The sequence below is a fragment of the Acidiferrobacterales bacterium genome, from assembly GCA_028820695.1.
Lineage (GTDB): Bacteria > Pseudomonadota > Gammaproteobacteria > Arenicellales > JAJDZL01 > JAJDZL01.
Window position 1 is genome coordinate 63,366 of sequence record JAPPIB010000055.1, and the last position, 17,156, is coordinate 80,521.

Annotated in this window: 15 protein-coding genes; 8 read left to right on the plus strand and 7 right to left on the minus strand. The window is 52.8% G+C overall.

The window, feature by feature from the left end; translation table 11 throughout:
• Entirely contained in the window at nucleotides 1–2,238 is a 2,238-nt protein-coding gene (locus OXI60_11035) for a primosomal protein N' (GenBank protein MDE0310342.1), read from the minus strand.
• Between the two features lie 69 nt (nucleotides 2,239–2,307).
• Here OXI60_11035 and OXI60_11040 point away from each other — a divergent pair, with 69 nt between their 5' ends.
• Nucleotides 2,308–3,204 (plus strand): fructosamine kinase family protein, encoded by an 897-nt coding sequence (locus OXI60_11040; protein ID MDE0310343.1) that lies wholly within the window; start codon nucleotides 2,308–2,310, stop codon nucleotides 3,202–3,204.
• Here the strand turns inward: OXI60_11040 and OXI60_11045 are convergent.
• Nucleotides 3,201–3,740 carry an NUDIX hydrolase gene (locus OXI60_11045; GenBank protein ID MDE0310344.1) on the minus strand — a complete coding sequence of 180 codons (540 nt, stop codon included), beginning with the start codon at nucleotides 3,738–3,740 and terminating at the stop codon, nucleotides 3,201–3,203. The two genes, OXI60_11040 and OXI60_11045, sit on opposite strands and share 4 nt — an antisense overlap.
• Nucleotides 3,741–3,826: 86 nt before the next feature.
• On the opposite strand from OXI60_11045, the gene OXI60_11050 reads away from it, so the two are divergent.
• Both OXI60_11050 and OXI60_11055 read left to right on the plus strand, forming a co-directional pair.
• Nucleotides 3,827–4,759: an AEC family transporter gene (locus OXI60_11050; GenBank protein ID MDE0310345.1), complete on the plus strand. Its 933-nt coding sequence runs from the start codon at nucleotides 3,827–3,829 to the stop codon at nucleotides 4,757–4,759.
• A gap of 150 nt (nucleotides 4,760–4,909) precedes the next feature.
• Nucleotides 4,910–5,635: a type III pantothenate kinase gene (locus tag OXI60_11055; protein MDE0310346.1), complete on the plus strand. Its 726-nt coding sequence runs from the start codon at nucleotides 4,910–4,912 to the stop codon at nucleotides 5,633–5,635.
• Nucleotides 5,636–5,700: 65 nt separating this feature from the next.
• On the opposite strand, the gene OXI60_11060 is transcribed toward OXI60_11055, so the two are convergent.
• Both OXI60_11060 and OXI60_11065 read right to left on the minus strand, forming a co-directional pair.
• Nucleotides 5,701–6,375, minus strand: coding sequence for a hypothetical protein (locus OXI60_11060; GenBank protein ID MDE0310347.1), 675 nt, complete (start codon nucleotides 6,373–6,375; stop codon nucleotides 5,701–5,703).
• Between the two features lie 123 nt (nucleotides 6,376–6,498).
• A complete protein-coding gene (locus OXI60_11065; protein MDE0310348.1) occupies nucleotides 6,499–7,347 on the minus strand; it encodes a hypothetical protein in 849 nt (282 codons plus the stop codon).
• Between the two features lie 103 nt (nucleotides 7,348–7,450).
• Between OXI60_11065 and OXI60_11070 the strand changes: the two genes are divergently transcribed.
• The 4 genes from OXI60_11070 (at nucleotide 7,451) to apaG (ending at nucleotide 10,134) form a co-directional block, all read left to right on the plus strand.
• On the plus strand, nucleotides 7,451–8,077 hold the full coding sequence (locus tag OXI60_11070; GenBank protein ID MDE0310349.1) for a YbhB/YbcL family Raf kinase inhibitor-like protein: 627 nt from the start codon (nucleotides 7,451–7,453) through the stop codon (nucleotides 8,075–8,077).
• Nucleotides 8,078–8,080: 3 nt separating this feature from the next.
• Nucleotides 8,081–8,806 (plus strand): VacJ family lipoprotein, encoded by a 726-nt coding sequence (locus tag OXI60_11075; protein ID MDE0310350.1) that lies wholly within the window; start codon nucleotides 8,081–8,083, stop codon nucleotides 8,804–8,806.
• Between the two features lie 32 nt (nucleotides 8,807–8,838).
• Complete coding sequence (locus OXI60_11080; protein ID MDE0310351.1) at nucleotides 8,839–9,651, plus strand: symmetrical bis(5'-nucleosyl)-tetraphosphatase; 813 nt, start codon at nucleotides 8,839–8,841, stop codon at nucleotides 9,649–9,651.
• A gap of 105 nt (nucleotides 9,652–9,756) precedes the next feature.
• Entirely contained in the window at nucleotides 9,757–10,134 is a 378-nt protein-coding gene (gene apaG / locus OXI60_11085) for a Co2+/Mg2+ efflux protein ApaG (protein MDE0310352.1), read from the plus strand.
• A gap of 12 nt (nucleotides 10,135–10,146) precedes the next feature.
• Here apaG and OXI60_11090 read toward each other — a convergent pair whose 3' ends face one another.
• The 3 genes from OXI60_11090 to dnaA form a co-directional block, all read right to left on the minus strand.
• Nucleotides 10,147–12,603, minus strand: a complete 2,457-nt coding sequence (locus OXI60_11090; GenBank protein MDE0310353.1) for a DNA gyrase subunit B — start codon at nucleotides 12,601–12,603, stop codon at nucleotides 10,147–10,149.
• 88 nt (nucleotides 12,604–12,691) lie between these two features.
• Nucleotides 12,692–13,882, minus strand: a complete 1,191-nt coding sequence (dnaN, locus tag OXI60_11095) for a DNA polymerase III subunit beta (GenBank protein MDE0310354.1) — start codon at nucleotides 13,880–13,882, stop codon at nucleotides 12,692–12,694.
• 252 nt (nucleotides 13,883–14,134) lie between these two features.
• Nucleotides 14,135–15,505 carry a chromosomal replication initiator protein DnaA gene (gene dnaA / locus OXI60_11100; GenBank protein ID MDE0310355.1) on the minus strand — a complete coding sequence of 457 codons (1,371 nt, stop codon included), beginning with the start codon at nucleotides 15,503–15,505 and terminating at the stop codon, nucleotides 14,135–14,137.
• A 530-nt stretch (nucleotides 15,506–16,035) separates the two neighbouring features.
• On the opposite strand from dnaA, the gene OXI60_11105 reads away from it, so the two are divergent.
• Nucleotides 16,036–17,148, plus strand: coding sequence for an S-(hydroxymethyl)glutathione dehydrogenase/class III alcohol dehydrogenase (locus OXI60_11105; GenBank protein MDE0310356.1), 1,113 nt, complete (start codon nucleotides 16,036–16,038; stop codon nucleotides 17,146–17,148).
• The last annotated feature ends 8 nt before the right edge of the window (nucleotides 17,149–17,156 follow it).

Sequence of the window (17,156 nt, forward strand, 5' to 3'; positions counted from 1 at the left end):
TCACATCAAGTCGATAGGGTCGACATCCAGACTCCAGCGCAACTGGCCTCTTTGAGGAATTTTTCGCAGCATTTGGGTCCAGATCCCGAGAAACTCCCTCATTGACCTGGGATTTTCGCCCGATACGAGCAGTTGCGCCCGATGCCTGTTGGATATTCTCTGTATCGGGGACTGTACTATATCAAATAGCCTTATGCCGCAATGGGATTGAAGTCTCAGAATGCTTGTAGCGTTGTCAAATGCCTGGTTGAGAAAATCCAGCTCTTTTCCCGCTTTTGGAGAATTCGCGCGAAGTAACGCATAGTGGGAATAAGGCGGTTGTCTTGCCGCCTTCCTCCGATCCAGTTCTTGCGAGGAAAATTGGAGGTAATTGTGAGTCAGCAGGCTGGAAAACACCTCATGGTCCGGAAACAGCGTCTGTATATAGACGTCACCAGGTTTTTCAAATCGGCCGGCTCGGCCGGCAACTTGCAGTACTTGCTGAATCATATGCTCTGTCGCACGAAAGTCCATACTGAAAAACCCGGCATCGACATTGAGGATGCAAACCAAAGTGACATTCGGAAAGTCATGCCCTTTCGACAACATCTGCGTGCCGATAAGGATGTCCACTTCGCGGTTGTGGATACGTTGGAACTTCCTTTCGAACTCAGCGTAGGATTGGGTGGTATCGCGATCAATTCGCATTACGCGCGCGCCGAGAATCTCACTTCGCAGCAGTTGTTCAATACGCTGCGTCCCCTCTCCCAGCTGACTGATTCGTTCTGACATGCAGTCAGGACATCGGCTTGGCGGCGTGTATCTCGCGAAACAGTGGTGGCAATGCAATTTCTGATCGACAATGTGATAAATGACGTTGGCGTCGCAATTGGCACAAGTTGCTGTCCATTTGCAGTCAAAACAAATGAACACCGGCGCAAATCCACGACGATTGATGAATATCAGGCTCTGTTCCTGACGATGCAGTCGCTTTTCGATTTCGCTCAATAGCGGTACCGCCACGCCGTCTTTGAGAATCGATCTGTTGAGATCGATGAGGTTCATGGACGGCATCCGGATGTTTGTCGCGCGCTCAGGCAAATCAATCGTTTCAAGTCGACCGACCTGCGCGGCGTAGACAGTCTCAATCGACGGCGTCGCAGTCCCGAAAACCAGCGGAATCCTCAACGTCGCGGCTCGGTGGATTGCAACTGACCGTGCGTGATAGCGCACCCGCTCCTGTTGCTTGTACGATGTGTCGTGCTCTTCGTCGATGACGATCATCGCGAGTTTGCGAAATGGAAGAAAGACCGCAGACCGCGTTCCGATCACGACTTTGGCTTCTCCGGTACGAGCGGCCCACCAGGTCTTGTGTCGCTGAAAGTCTGTCATTCCGGAATGAAAGCAGCAAGCAGTGATTCCAAGTGCATGATTGACTCGCTGTTCGAGTTGTGGAGTCAGTCCGATTTCCGGAACCAGCAACAGGGCCTGCCCACCGTCGCGCAAAATCCTGTCTATGGCGTGGAGATACACTTCGGTCTTGCCGCTGCCGGTGACTCCATGGGTCAGGAAACACTGATAGACATCCAGCGTGCTGACAATCGTTTCGACCGCACTGACTTGCGCCGGCGTAAGATCCTGCAACAGGTTCGCGGCGCCGGCGTATTGGGCACTGTGCAGTGGCTGCGCCTCGACCAGCTGCTTGGACATCAACTGGCGCAGTGCGCTTTGCCAACTTTTTCCAGCGCGACTGATTTGTGTCCGATCGACGGGCTCGCCCGCGGACTTCAGTATCTCAACGATGCCACTTTGCACCCTTGCTCTCGACAGTTCGCCGATGTCAAGATTGCATCCGGTCTCGGTCAGAACATAACCCATTTCGACGTTTGGCTGTAGTGACTTTCCGTTTCGGATCGCGCTTGGCAACGCCGCCCAGATAAGCTCACTGATCGGTTGGTGGTAGTATTGAGATGACCATTGCAAAGTGCGAAGCAGGTCCTCGTCGATGACCGGTTCAGTCTCAATTACTGAAATGATAGACTTGATCTTGCTGGACTCGAATTTCGACTCGCGCGGGTGTTCGACGATAATCCCCAGACGCGTTCCGCGTCGGAACGGAACAACAACCCGGCACCCCACTTTCGCTGACTCATGAGATTCGCACTGGTAATCAAACAGGTCCATGTGACGTATCGGTATCGCGACCCGAACAATGCGCAGTGTTTCGGCATCTGAACTTTGCGATAAAATGCTACTCAATTTGTGCCTTCTCCCAATCTCAGCCGGCGGACAGTCTGAATCAATTTTAGACCATCACGCTCGGTCTGTATGACTACAGGTAGCCTGATGGATGCGGTCAATCCGAAAGCACCCTTGTGGGACGATGTCAGTGCGTGCCTTCAGGATGAAGTCCGGACTGTCACCGCCCTGTCAAACAGCAGTTTTTCCTGGAATTACGCCATCGAATGCGAATCCAATCAGTATTTCCTCAAGTTAAGTGCCGACCATGACTATACGGAAGCGGAAGCCGACGGACTGAAAGCGTTGTCGGCCGCGGATTCGATACGGGTTCCGCGACTCGTGGCTTGCAGCCGGACGCAAGCGTTTGGATTTCTCATCGTCGAATATCTTGCGCTCAATCATAGCCATCCGGACTTCGATCGTCTGGGACATGATCTCGCCAGGCTCCACCGTTTGCCCGCTGACGGGTCCTTTGGGTGGCATCGCAAAAACTACCTGGGCGCAACCGTTCAGATCAACTTGAGGCGGCAAAGCTGGGCGGCGTTCTTCCGCGACATGCGTCTGGATTGTCAGTTCGAACGGGCTTGCAACAACGGGTTCAGCACAAGTGTGGGAGCATTGCGGGATCAGGTTCTAGACCGTGTCACAGCAATACTTGACTCACACAAGCCCGAACCATCGCTTCTTCATGGCGATCTATGGCGGGGCAACTGTGGATTTATAGATGGTGGGGTACCGGTTGTATTCGACCCTGCCGTCTATGTCGGGGACCGGGAAACCGATCTTGCCATGACCCGGCTCTTTGGTGGGTTTCCGGAGTCTTTCTACGAAAGCTATCACAGGGAGTGGCCGCTGCCGTCGGGTTGGGCGCAACGGCAGGTCATCTACAACCTATACCATATCCTCAACCACCTGAATCTGTTTGGCAGCGGTTACCTGCAACAAGCGCTGTCGATGTGCAGGCAATTGCTGGCTGAGGATTAGCGACGCTTCCTGATGATGTCGTCCACGTATGGCCTGTTATCGTTTGTTTTCAGGCTTTCAAAATAGCGGATGAGACTCTCCCGGACGACCTGGAATGCCAATAGTTCCCAAGGAATCTCATCTTCAGAAAACAGTTCGACCTCGAGGCTTTCCTCACCTGGCGAATACTCCGGCGATTCGAGATGTGCACGATAGATGCAATAAACCTGGCTGACATGTGGGATGTTATAGACCGCGAACAATTCATCGATCTGCGCCACCGCCCTCGCTTCTTCATAGGTTTCTCGTGCGGCCGCTTCGTGAATCGTCTCACCTAGCTCCATAAACCCTGCGGGAATGGTCCATAATCCGTATCGCGGGTCAATCGCTCTTCGACACAATAGAATCTTTTCTTCCCATTGCACGATGCAGCCCGTGACGATCTTGGGGTTCTGATAATGTACCGCGTCACAGCTGTCACAGACATATCGCGGAAGATTATCGCCTCTGGGCACTTTCCTTGATACCGTCTCGCCACAAAAACTGCAATAGTTCATCTTTTTCGAATTCCAACTATTTGGCCGACCTGGTCGTGCGATACAGTATAAACCGTGATTCGCAATTTCATCGGATGTCGTAGCGCATGACAACTTTTCTGATCATTATTCCCTTCTTCGCTGTGATCGCGTGCGGATTTATTGCGTCGCGGCGGAAAATTATTGATTCCGCGGGACGCACAGGGCTCAATCGATTTGTCTATTATTTCGCGCTGCCGGTACTGACATTTTCGCTGATGGCTCAGTCTGACCTTGAGGATCAGTTTCAGCTGACATTCGTGGTCGCCTATCTCTGTGTGGCATTCACACTGTTCTTTCTGTCTTTTTTGGTTGCCCGACTGGTATTTCAATTGGGACGGAGCCTGTCTGTGGTGTTCGCAACCGCGTGCATATACGGCAATACCGGCTATTTCGGCCTGCCCTTTGTGATTATCGCTTTCGGACAGGATGCCAGCGTGCCGGTGATTGTGTGCACGACAATTGATCTTGCCGTCATGCTTCCGCTGGCCTCGATGATGCTTGAAAAGTCTGAGACCGGCCGCAAAGAATCAAGCAGTAACGTTTACACTGCATCGATCCTGTCGGTGATCAAGAACCCCTTGATTGTTGCGGCAGTTTTGGGAGCGATGCTCTCATTGTCAGGATTACAGGTTCCGGAAGCAGCTGATCGATTTGTAGTACTGCTTGGATCCGCGGCGGCTCCTTGCGCGCTGTTCGCACTTGGCTCAAGCATCGATGAGGACCGTGCTGAATTCCTGCAGCTGCAGATTTTTGTCATCAGCCTGATCAAGCTTGTAATCCATCCTCTGCTGATCTGGTTTGCCATGAGTCATCTGTTTTCCGTTGACGAAGGCTGGGCAAGAAGCGCCGTAATCGCAGCGGCCATGCCGGTTGCCGTCACCGCCTATATACTCGCTCAGCAATACAACATCTACGTCGCTCGCACTTCTGCTTCCATACTTCTGTCGACCTTGGTTTCCGTCGCCACCCTGACATTCATTGTGACGCGTGTCGGCTGACCTGACAGGTCCGCCCGCGCAGTGCCGGCGAAGCAGTTATCATATTGTCGACTGAGAGCAAGCGACCGCAGTCCGTCCAACTTCAATTCTCCCAGCTTTTTCATCTTTCATTATTGAGCCAGGCACCTTTGCGCCACAGGAATCGAGATCATGAATCTTCTGGTTGATATCGGTAACCAATACGTCAAGTGGCTATTTGGAGATCGGCACGGATCGTTTGATTCATCGTCGCTTGAATCTTGCATTACAGAATATTTGCGTCCGCTGGGCGGAGTAACAGGAATTTACTTCGTCAATGTCGCAGGAACGGATGTATCCGAAAGGTTTCGGAACTGTGTACGTCCGATATGGGGTCTGGATCCGGTTGAGATCTTCTCCCAGCCAGAACAATGCGGCGTCAAGAACTGTTACCGGCAAGTCCATCAGCTTGGCGCTGATCGATGGGTGGCCGCCATCGCTGCTTGGCACACAACTCGAACCGCGACGATTATTGTCGATTGCGGTACAGCCGTGACTGTCGATGCGCTGTCCGACTCGGCGGAGTTTATCGGCGGATCAATCATGCCAGGAATTGGACTGGCCATGGACTCTCTTTATCGACGGGCACCGGGCGTCCGTGAATCTTCCGATCAGATGCCTGCCGTGATACCAGCCACAGCAACCACAGAGGCTGTTGCCACCGGTGTGATCTTCTCATCTGTGGGTGGAATTGAGTTGCTGGTTGACAAGTATCGTGAAGTTGCCGGCGAGTCCTCAAGGCTGTTGATCACTGGCGGAGACGCACCGATCATTCAACAACACACCTCAAAGAAGTTCGAATACATGCCGAATCTTGTGCTTGAGGGGATTTCAATCATTGCTGACTCGACGAGTTGATGGGTGCCTCACATCCACCGACAAACAATCCGCCACTCGCAGTCGCCTGCGTGTGACATCGGCATTCAGCTGGATGGCGCAGGTCGAATTTCTGCCAGCGCGTTTGCCACAATCGACTCATCCACTTCGGAACAGTCGTTCAGATCGACGAAGTGACTGCTGTCCTCAAAGTCGCACTCCGTATATCCGAAGTTGATTGCACAGAATTTCCTCAGGGCCGAAATTTCAGTCAGCTGGTCAGCGTCCTGTGCACGCAACTTGTCTCGAACCCGCGCATCCAGCACCAGCATGCGGGGTACCAACTCGCCTTCCATGGAAAGGCAGCCGCGCATCCTGAATGCCGTAACACCCTTGCAATGATGCAATACAGTCGCCAGTCTCGAAGAAAGCCCCCGCCCTTCGCAATACAGCCCTGCGTCGGCAATCATGAGACTTGACCGTGATGCGAATTCACTGGCTGACAGCAGACCGCGGGACACTCCTGCGTCCTCATCCAACACCAGGTAGGATAGTTCGGCCTTGAGGTCCGCGTATTGACGAACGGCCTCCCGGTGACGGATCAGATTTTCGGGCGTTGCTCCGATCAGGATTTTTCTGATACCGGCCGATGCCATCACTTCAATGGTAAAACACACGCGGGGAATGTCATCGGCTGATTCTGTACGGTTTCCGGTTACCGTTATGGGCAAAGAAGCCTGCGACTGTCGTCCCAATGCAAAGATCAGACCCTTACAGTCCATACCGGGAAGGGGTATCAAAAAGTAAATGGAAACTTGGCCCGGATCCCAAACCGCCTTGTATCCGATTGATGAATGCGAACGGAATGGTCAAGTCGGTGTGTTTCGAGCCCAACTTGCGGCAGTTCACCGAAAGCCCATATAGATCACAAGCGGTTGGTCGTCCGACAGACCGTGAAAGACTGCCCGCAAGCGGCTCAACTCCTCTACGGATACGCCGTCCGTGAGTGGGCCCAACGCAATCAGGTCATCCCGCTGCACCTGTATGCCTCGATGTGCCAGCGCGTCGCGCACCTCCAGTACAAGATCCAGAGGATGCTTCGCCGCCGAATGGCGGTAATCGGTAATGGTTGTCTTGTTCTGGTCGTACATTACAACCGAGTAGTCGGCAAGCTGATCAATCCAATCTGTGCTGCCAGCAAGTTTCAATTCGCCACCAAGCACGCACATTCGCACTTCCAGGTTTGCTGCAGAGGTTACCGCATGGTGGTGTTGCGTACCGTCGGCCAAAAGGGCATCGGACAACCGAACCCCTGGAATTACAGATTGCAGTGATGCCAGCGCTTCTGTTCTGTCGATCGCATCATTCAGTTCGGCAGAACCGACACGAAACAGCAGTTCCGGCGCAGCTCGCATGTCAATTCCATACGAGCGATCGATGACCGAGCGAGTGCCGGTGAACATGTTTTCCAGCAGGATTCCGGTCAGCGGGCTTTCGCTGCCACCGACGCTGACCGCCGAGAATCCGACATCCATCCCCCAGGTCGGTCGCAGCAAGGCAATGTAGTAATCCTGAACCGCGACGCCCGCGACAGGACTGACATCCAGACCAGTTTCGAGTTGATTGGTCTTGGTGAAGGCCTTGAATAGTCTGTTCGCGGTTTCCTCAATCGAGGACGCGCCGGCCAGGTTGCAGAATACAACCGTCAGTGACAGCCAGGTGATCAGACAAGCTGCGGAGAATCGGGTGCTCATGAAGGAGCCATTTCTGATATCAATCGCGGTAACCCAATGCGATGAATTTGAATAAAATAAGCGTGATGTCGCAATTTTTTCTTCGTTTTTTCAAGGTCATAAAATGATACTATCTAGCACAGATTTTGACAATGGAGAGCAAATTCCGGAATTGCTGGCTTTCTGCAAGCCAGACTCCAATTCCCATGCCGGGCTTTCTTCCAATCGCAATCCGCACCTCAAATGGGCTGACGTACCGAGCGGAGTCAAGTCTTTCGCGCTGCTTTGCTGTGACCCGGACGTTCCGAGTCGCCCTGACGATGTCAACCAGGCCGGAAAAACAGTACCTGCGGATTTGCCAAGAATTGATTTCTATCATTGGGTACTGGCTGATATCCCGGCATCAGAGTCCGAAATTGCTTCGGGGTCCCATAGCAACGAGGTCACGCCTTGCGGAAAATCGGCGGATGCTGTGCCGTCAGGCATGCGTCATGGCGTCAATGATTACACACTTTGGTTTGCTGGTGATGAAGCCATGGGTGGTGAGTATTTTGGCTACGACGGTCCCTGCACGCCATGGAACGACAGCATCATTCACCACTACCATTTCACAATCTATGCATTGGATGTTCAATGCCTGTCGGTCAGTGGCTCATTTACAGGACAGGAAGTTGTTGAGGCCATGCAGGGCCACATCCTCGATCAAGCTTCGCTGGTCGGCACCTACACGCTCAACCCGGCATTGTCGTAACCAGTGAAAGTTTGCACACGTCACATCTTGTGCGTCCTCGCCGTCTCATCGTTTTGGGCGCTCACCGGCTGTGCGACACTTCAAACGCCGGTCGCCTGCAACGCACTGGATCCGGAAGAATACCAAGAGACGCATGATCCGCTCGAATCATTCAATCGCGACATGTTTGAGTTTAACGAGAGTACGGACAAAGCGATCTATCAACCTGTCGCCAGAACATACAAAGCAATAACACCCGATCCGGTGGAAACCAGTGTTTCCAGTTTTTACAGAAACCTCAAGGAACCGAGAAATATAGTCTCGTCCCTGTTGGCGGGAAGGACGGATATAACGGCCGAATCCAGCATACGATTCACAATGAATTCGACTCTGGGTTTGCTTGGCCTGATTGATCTGGCAGGTCATGCTGGAATTCCGTACAACGACTACGATTTTGGCCATATGCTAGGGGCCTGGGGAGTCGGTGAGGGTCCGTACGTTGTCTGGCCATTTACAGGTCCGAGCAATATGAGAGATACTGCCGGCTCTGCGATCCATCTGCAAGTGACCTATGTGGAAAAACGTATCAAGAAGTCAGAACATCAACTCTTTGTCCAAGTCGGTTCTGCGGTTGATAGCCGGGCCCGTCTGTTGCCATTCACCGAGCTGCTTGACCAGCAACCAGACCCGTATCTGTTTGCCCGGGAAAGCTATCGGCAAGCCCGCCTGAACACGATCTGTAATCCTTAGGATTCCTCACTCTCCTTCGAACACCTTTGTGCATGGCAACTTATGCTGTCGGCGACATTCAGGGTCGCTACAACGATCTATTGCGTCTACTTGACCGCATCCGGTTTTCGCCTGAAAGCGATCGTCTGATCCTGCTTGGGGACCTGGTCAATCGCGGCCCGAATTCCTTGGATGTGGTACGTTTTGCCATGTCCCATGCGTCCTCGGTCAGGACTGTGCTCGGCAACCACGACCTTTATCTGCTTGGCGTGCTGGAAAACATTGTCGAGGCGCGCGAACGCGATACCTTTACCGATGTACTTTCCGCACCTGACCGCGAGGAAATTCTTGCGTGGGTCTGCCGACAGCCGTTGGTGATTGACGAACCGGAACTGAACATTCTTGCGGTACATGCCGGTGTTCATCCTTTCTGGACCCATGACGATATTCTGATGCACGCAAAACAGGCCGAGCAGGTGATCGCCGGTTCCGGGCGCGCGGAATTTCTGATGCATATGCTTGGAAACAAGCCCCGTCGCTGGTCGGATACCCTGGCTGGCTGGGACCGCATGCGTATCCTGGTCAACGTCTTCACCCGCATGCGATATGTGAAGCGAAACGGAAAACTTGACTTCAAGGAAGTTCGGACCCGAGGCAAGCAACAGAAAAACCTCGTACCGTGGTTTGAGTTTCCAGGACGAGTGAAAATCAGACCGACGATCGTATTTGGTCACTGGTCGACGCTTGGCGTCTATCAGCAGCCTGGAATCCTTGCCATGGATTCAGGTTGTTGCTGGGGACGTTGCCTGAGCGCGGCACGTCTGGATGGCGAGTCGTTTGCCATCACCCAGGTCGCCTGCAAGTAACCGGCTTGCCCTTGACCGGAACACGGAATACTCTGAAACTTGATCAACTGATCGAAAATTTACATCTTACAATTAATGGTTGAACAGCACCGAGTCACGAATACCATGACCGACGTCCACAAGATCGACATACAAGTCGAAACGCACTACATAGCCGAAAATTCCAAACCGGCAGAACATAACTTCTTGTTTGCCTATGTCATTACAATCACCAACGCGGGAACCGTTGGCGTGCAGTTGATGACGCGACATTGGATCATTACCGACGGCAACGGTGAAGTGGAGCACGTTCGCGGAGATGGAGTAGTCGGTGAGCAGCCTCATCTGTTGCCGGGACATGCCTTCGAATACACGAGTGGTGCCGTGCTGCAGACGCCGGTGGGGACGATGAAAGGAAGTTATCACATGGTCACCGATAAGGGCGAGAGCTTCGACGCGGAAATTCCGCAATTCGTGCTGTCCGCGCACAGCACCCTGCACTGACAGCGGGAAGGTTTAGATATCCAGATTCTGGACTGACAGTGCCTCGGTCTCGATGAACTCGCGTCTTGGAAGCACATCGTCGCCCATCAGCACCTCAAATGCCCTGTCTGTTCGCATGGCGTCTTCGATCCTGACTTTCCGTAGCATACGCTCGCTGGTATCCATCGTAGTCTCTCGCAACTGATCTGCGTTCATTTCGCCGAGTCCCTTGTAGCGCTGGATGGAAATGCCGTCGCGTGCGTCATCAAGCAGCCAGTCGAGCGCTTTGGAAAAGCTCAAGTTACTGACAGACTTGCCGCCCTTGATGACTTCGACCGTGCCTTGCGCATACTTGCTCAACTCTTGCTCGAGTCTGACAATCGACTTGAAGGCTTGTGATCGGATGAATTTGTCGTCAACCCTGAACTCAACTTTGTCGCCGAGATTCTCCTTGACGATTCGCAACCGGTAACGCTCATGCCCGTTCTTCCCGCCGTCCGACTCGACTTCAACTTCGTAGTGCGCATTGCCATTGAGTTCCTGCGCCAGATTTTCCCTTAATTCCCGCGCAACCGTATTCACGTAGGATTCATCTTCGAATCTTGCTGCGTCCAGCACTGATGTCTTGCTGATCACACTGAGAACATCGCTGTCAAGCGTTCGTTTCAGTGAATTGAAGGCGTTCCTGGCGGTGACATGAAGCTGACACAGCCGTTCCAGCGCATCGCCGGTCAGGGACTGTTGGTTCACGTCGTCTGCGCCGCTGAATCGGATTTCGCTGTCGTTGACCGCGACTTCCAGGATGTACCCGTTCAATTCCTGATCGTCGTTAAGGTACTTTTCCGTCTTGCGGTATTTCGCCTTGTAAAGCGGTGGTTGGGCGATATACAGATGACCACCCTCGATCAGGGCGGGCATCTTGTTGTAAAAGAACGTGAGAAGCAAGGTGCGTATATGTGACCCGTCCACATCGGCATCCGTCATGATGATGATTCGGTGATAGCGCAATTTATCGATCTCAAAATCAGGCTGTACACCTGTGCCCAATGCGGCAATCAGGGTCTGAATCTCATCGGAGCGCACAATCTTGTCAATCGAGGCTTTCTGGACATTCAGGATTTTCCCCTTCAATGGCAGAATCGCCTGGAACTTACGATCCCTGGCCTGTTTGGCCGAGCCGCCGGCGGATTCGCCCTCGACAAGGAACAGTTCGCTTTCAGCCGGATCCTTCTCCTGACAGTCAGCCAGCTTTCCGGGCAGACTGGTCGACTCAAAGGCGCTCTTGCGGGCCATCGCCTTTTCCTTTTGCGATTTCTCCCGAATGGCTGCCGCGTTGTTGACCTTCTCGCCGATCAGTTTGGCGATTTTCGGATTCTCTTCCAGGTATTCGGCCAGTTTTTCCGATACGACTGACTGCACTGCACCCTCGACGTTCGAAGAAACCAGCTTGTCCTTGGTCTGGGAAGAGAACTTCGGATCGTGAAACTTGATCGACAGGATCGCGGTCAGGCCTTCCCGGGTATCTTCCCCGGTCACCTTGACCTTCTTGCTGAGCCCGTGATTGTCCATGTATCCCCTGATGGTCCTGGTAACCGCGGTGCGGAATCCGGTGTTGTGGGTACCGCCGTCGCGCTGATACACATTGTTGGTGTAGCAACGGATGTTCTCGTTGTAATATTGCTGACACCATTGCAGGGCAGCGCTGACCTGGACTCCATCCTTGTCATCGCTTACCGAAATCACCGTCTCGTTCAGCGGATGTCGCAAACGATTCATTTCCGAGACAAACTCAACGATACCGCCTTCGTGACACATGACCTGATGCTGGCCGTCACGTTCATCAATCAGTTCAATCTGTACGCCGGGATTCAGATACGACAGCTCCCTCAGCCGCTCGCGCAGAATATCGAATCGGAATTCGATATCTGAAAACACTTCGACAGAGGGCAGGAATCGGATTGTGGTGCCTGCAAGTTCGGTTTCACCGATCACTTTCAGCGGCTCCACCGGTACGCCGTCACGAAATTCCTGGAAGTGAATCTCGCCCTCGCGATGAATGGTCATGGACAGATACTCTGACAGTGCATTGACAACCGACACGCCGACACCGTGCAACCCGCCCGATGTATCGTAGGAGAGATCGTCAAATTTCGCACCGGCATGCAGGATCGTCATGATGATCGTGGCACCTGGCAAGTCTTCGCCATTCTCGCCCTCGCCCTCCATGATTCCGGTCGGAATTCCGCGGCCGTTATCAGATACTGAGACTGAGCCGTCGGCGTGCACGGTCGTAATGATCTGATCACAAAATCCCTGTGAGGCCTCGTCGATCGAATTATCGACCACTTCCGTTACCATGTGGTGCAGGCCGGTACCGTCATCGGTATCCCCGATATACATGCCCGGCCGGGTGCGCACCGGTTCGAGCCCGCGCAGTACCTGGATCTTAGTGTGATCGTAGCTGTCGTTCAAAGGTTTGTCTGAAGTCATCTGGACAGAAACTGATATATTCTAAATATGCATCGGCCTTCGGCTGGATCGTCGGCCGGATGGGCTGGCCAAAACCAAGCTCTCGGTCTTAGCGATCCTTCAACAGCATCACAAGAAAACTTGAGGACTCATTTCCCGGAAATTTGAGCAGGCATGCTGACTGGGCGTTTTTCAGGTTGAACTCGACTTTGTCGTATTCTTTCATGACCTCGAAAATGTCCAGCAGATACTTGCCGTTGACCTGAAACAACAGGGCTTCCCCGTGCTGTTCAATGCCCAGCAGTTCATCGATCTCAGCTTGTGAATTTCGGGATGACTGGGCATGAAGTCTCAAGGTGCCGTCCTCAACTTTCATGGTTGCCGGCACCTCCGGTCCCAGAATCCCGACAACTCTGCGAAGCGACGCAGTTATGCTTTCCCGGGTGACCTGGAACACACGCGATAGATTCGCCGGAATCACACCCCGCCAGTCCGGATAGGTTCCTTCCAGAAGTTTCGAGGTGAACGTGATGTTCGGTGTGCCCGCCCGGACGTGGTTTTCGTTGAACTGCAATGTAATCGGCGAGGAAAAGTCGCCGAGCAGCTTGCTCAGGTCCAACACGGTTTTTCGAGGCACAATGGCGCGGTGTGTGCTTTCGTTCAGTCCGGTCACCACTTCAGTGTGGCACACGGCCATTCTATGGCCATCTGTAGCCACCGTCCGCAACTCGGAATCGGTCATCTCGAAAAGCATTGCGTTGAGGTAGTAACGCAAATCCTGCGATCCCATCGCGTGCTGGGCGCGCTGTACAATGGTCATCAGGTCGGACCGACTGATCTGAAAGCTGATGTCCCAATTGCCTGTGTCCAGGATCGGAAACGGGCCGACTGATGAATCCTGCATCATAGTCTGCAGGCTCAGATGGCTGCGACGGCTCTCCACGTCGGAACTTTCAGCGGCTTCGGATTCAGAACCGGTAGCGTCGTCCAGCTTGTTGATGTTCACCATCCCGTCTGAAAACTCAAACTTCAATCTGCAGCCTTTCGGTTGCTGCCGACAGAATTCCTGCACGGTCAGTCCGAGAAAAGCGACTTTTCCGGACTCGGTCACCTCTACATCGCGTACGTGCTCACTGATCTCGATCTCAATATTGGAACCCGTCAGCTGGAACCCGTTTTTATCTTCATCAACAGTCAGTAGAATATTGGCAATAATCGGAATGGTGGGGTTGCGATCAACAACGGTGTTGACTCGGGTCAGCGGATTGAGAATCTGATCTCGTTCAACAATAAAGTGCATAAAACTTCTAAAGGAATTAATTATGTTTTTGTTAGGCTTGTGTATAAGCGGAACAAGTGAAACTCAGCCAACACAATCATACAGTTAGGTCGACTGATGCCTGTTCAGAACTTTCTGAAAAAAGGTTGGGAAAATGTGTATCGACAAACCTGTTTTTCGGTTTTTGAAGAACCTCGAAAACTTATGCACACATTATACACTGAAATACGTACAGACCGCTGTCAAAAAAATCGTCGATGGTGGCTGAACAGGTCAGGACGACAGGATGTCTTTCAGGGTGTTGAACTCGGTCTTGAATTCGCTGTCTTTCTCCAGCAGGGTGTCGATTTTCTTGCTTGCGTGAACCACTGTTGTGTGGTTCTTGCCGCCGATCTCCCTGGCAATTCGGGGAAGGCTGTGGGTTGTCAGGTTTCTCGACAGGACCATGGCGACATGCCGGGCCCGCGCAATGTTCGCCTTGCGGCTGTTTGAAAGAATGTCGTCCACCCGGATTCGGTAAAACCGGGCAACTTCCCGCACGATCGTCGGGATGTCGATGGGGCGAGCATTGAACTCGAGCATGTCATAAAGGACTTGCTTGACGACGGTGATGGTGATTCCCTTGTTGGTGAATCGGTGACTGGCGATCAGCTGGTTGAGTGCGCCTTCAAGTTCGCGCACACTGCCGTAAATCTTCTCGGCGACAAACCTTGACACTTCCGGATCCAGTTCCACGCCGCGTCTTTCGGCCTTGGATTCCAGGATGGCGATGCGGGTCTCGAGCTCCGGCGGCTTGACCCGGATCGCGATACCCTGTCCAAGCCTGGACTTGAGCCGGTCCTCCACACTCTGGATCTCCTTGAAAAACCGGTCGCTCGTGATGATGATCTGCTTGTTTCCTTCCAGCAATGCGTTGAAGGTATGCAGGAATTCCTGCTGCGAGACATCCGCGCCGGCAAAGTGATGAATATCGTCAATCAGCAGGACATCAAGATCGTGGTAGAAATTCTTGAACCGCTCAATGCTCTCGCTGTCCTTTCTTTTCATCAGTGTGACCAGATGACGCACAAAGTTGTTGGCCCGAACGTAGCGTGTCTGCTTGTCCGGGAATCGCCGCATCAGTTCGTGTCCGGCGGCCTGCATCAGATGTGTTTTTCCGTTCCCGACATCCCCATAGATGAAAAGCGGGTTGTGGTCACGCAGCCCCGGTTCCTCAGCTGCTCTTTGTGCCATGTATCGCGCCAGCTGATTGGACTCTCCCACCACGTGCTGGTCGAAGGTGTATTCTGCGGTAAGTTTTTCGAATCCAAACGGTTGTCTGTGGCTCGTTGCCGCCGTATGGCGGCTGCTTGAATTGGATTTACGACTGAACGAGTCTTTTTCGGCAATGACCGCGGAATTTGACGCCATGCCGATCTTGACTGAAATATCGTACTTCTGGCCGGTGAGAAACTCAGCGATTTCGGCAATTTTCGGAAGGTAGTTTGATTCGATTTTCCGTTTGGTAAAGCGGTTCGGTGCGTTCAGTACAAGGGAAGTGCCCGACTCTACCGCGCTCAGGGAGCGCAGCCAAGCCGTCACTTCGGCCTCATTGTGATCCTGCTCTAAACGAGAAAGAGTTTGTTTCCATAGAGTAGAAGGCATAACTTTCAGACCATTTCTAATTCTTTAATTCGGTTCGAAAGGCAACTTTTGTTGCACGAAAATCCGGTGCTTTGGCACTCGGGTCGAGTGTGATGCTCGTTAGTCGATTGTAACGCACAGTTCGGGCAGTCTGTCAACATTTTTGAGTGCGATTTTTCATGCTGTTGCTAACAGATTGATTTTATAAGCCGTTCGAATTTTCGATCCCCGATCCCCGGCGTGATTCCATGAATGTGATGGACGAAAAGTTTGATTGAAAGTCAATCCGAGGGTAGTTTTCAGGTAGTTTGACAGCAATTCTATGCGAGCTTAAGTGATTGATTCGGAACACGAAAACACAAGATAATTGGACGATTCTGATTCATCCATGCCGGTTTGATCACAAACAATCCTCACCGCCGGGACCAGAAGCGGACCGCATGAGCAATCAGGCAACCTGTTATGTTGGTATACTGTCTGAATTCAATGCGGGTCGGGTTCAGTTCAATATAATCGACCGAAAAGCCATCAGACTGAATAACGGAGGGTGAATTTTGCAGACGAACGCTGCGGTAGCCTATGAAGCAGGCAAACCACTTGAAATTGAGACGATAAATCTTGACGGCCCCAAGGCCGGAGAGGTCATGGTGGAGATCAAGGCCACCGGCATTTGCCATACCGATGAATTCACACTGTCCGGTGCAGATCCCGAAGGACTGTTTCCGGCGGTACTGGGTCATGAAGGCGCAGGTGTGGTGGTTGAGGTGGGTGAAGGAGTGACCAGCGTAAAGGTTGGTGATCATGTCATTCCCCTATACACGCCCGAGTGCCGGCAATGTGAGTACTGTACCAGCGGGAAGACCAACCTGTGCCAGGCGATTCGGGAAACACAGGGTCAGGGCCTCATGCCTGATGGATCCAGCCGATTTTCACTGGGCGGCAAGCCTCTGTTTCACTATATGGGAACATCAACATTTTCGAATTACACGGTCGTACCTGAAATCGCGGTTGCGAAAATTCGCGAGGATGCACCGTTCGACAAGGTGTGTTACATCGGTTGCGGCGTGACCACCGGAATCGGTGCGGTCATGAATACCGCCAAGGTACAACCGGGCGATAATGTGGTCGTGTTTGGTCTTGGCGGAATCGGTCTTAACGTTGTCCAGGGCGCGCGGATTGCCGGTGCTGACATGATTATCGGGGTGGACATCAATCCGGCACGCGAAGTCCTTGCGGAAAGTTTCGGGATGACCCATTTCGTCAATCCGAATGAGGTTGAAGGCGACATTGTGCCGTATCTGGTGTCACTGACAGGCGGCGGCGCTGACTTCAGTTTTGAGTGTGTCGGGAGCGTTGAGCTGATGCGGCAAGCGCTCGAATGCTGTCATAAAGGCTGGGGTGAGAGTATCATCATCGGTGTTGCCGGCGCGGGTCAGGAAATCAGCACGCGACCATTTCAGCTTGTCACCGGCCGGGTCTGGCGCGGCACTGCGTTTGGTGGTGCCAAGGGTCGGACCGATGTTCCCAGGATAGTCGATTGGTATATGGATGGAAAGATCAACATTGATGATCTGATCACCCACAAGATGCCCTTGAACAAGATCAATGATGCGTTTGATCTGATGCATGCGGGCAAGTCCATCCGCAGCGTCGTCGAGTTCTAGCAGTTTCG

What these genes read in the sequence shown, in the direction of transcription:
- OXI60_11040 (MDE0310343.1), top strand. Translation starts at nt 2,308, where the DNA reads ATGACTACAGGTAGCCTGATGGATGCGGTCAATCCGAAAGCACCCTTG.
- dnaA (MDE0310355.1), bottom strand. Translation starts at nt 15,505, where the DNA reads ATGCCTTCTACTCTATGGAAACAAACTCTTTCTCGTTTAGAGCAGGAT.
- dnaN (MDE0310354.1), bottom strand. Translation starts at nt 13,882, where the DNA reads ATGCACTTTATTGTTGAACGAGATCAGATTCTCAATCCGCTGACCCGA.
- OXI60_11055 (MDE0310346.1), top strand. Translation starts at nt 4,910, where the DNA reads ATGAATCTTCTGGTTGATATCGGTAACCAATACGTCAAGTGGCTATTT.
- OXI60_11080 (MDE0310351.1), top strand. Translation starts at nt 8,839, where the DNA reads ATGGCAACTTATGCTGTCGGCGACATTCAGGGTCGCTACAACGATCTA.
- OXI60_11065 (MDE0310348.1), bottom strand. Translation starts at nt 7,347, where the DNA reads ATGAGCACCCGATTCTCCGCAGCTTGTCTGATCACCTGGCTGTCACTG.
- OXI60_11060 (MDE0310347.1), bottom strand. Translation starts at nt 6,375, where the DNA reads ATGGACTGTAAGGGTCTGATCTTTGCATTGGGACGACAGTCGCAGGCT.
- OXI60_11090 (MDE0310353.1), bottom strand. Translation starts at nt 12,603, where the DNA reads ATGACTTCAGACAAACCTTTGAACGACAGCTACGATCACACTAAGATC.
- OXI60_11050 (MDE0310345.1), top strand. Translation starts at nt 3,827, where the DNA reads ATGACAACTTTTCTGATCATTATTCCCTTCTTCGCTGTGATCGCGTGC.
- apaG (MDE0310352.1), top strand. Translation starts at nt 9,757, where the DNA reads ATGACCGACGTCCACAAGATCGACATACAAGTCGAAACGCACTACATA.
- OXI60_11045 (MDE0310344.1), bottom strand. Translation starts at nt 3,740, where the DNA reads ATGAACTATTGCAGTTTTTGTGGCGAGACGGTATCAAGGAAAGTGCCC.
- OXI60_11070 (MDE0310349.1), top strand. Translation starts at nt 7,451, where the DNA reads ATGATACTATCTAGCACAGATTTTGACAATGGAGAGCAAATTCCGGAA.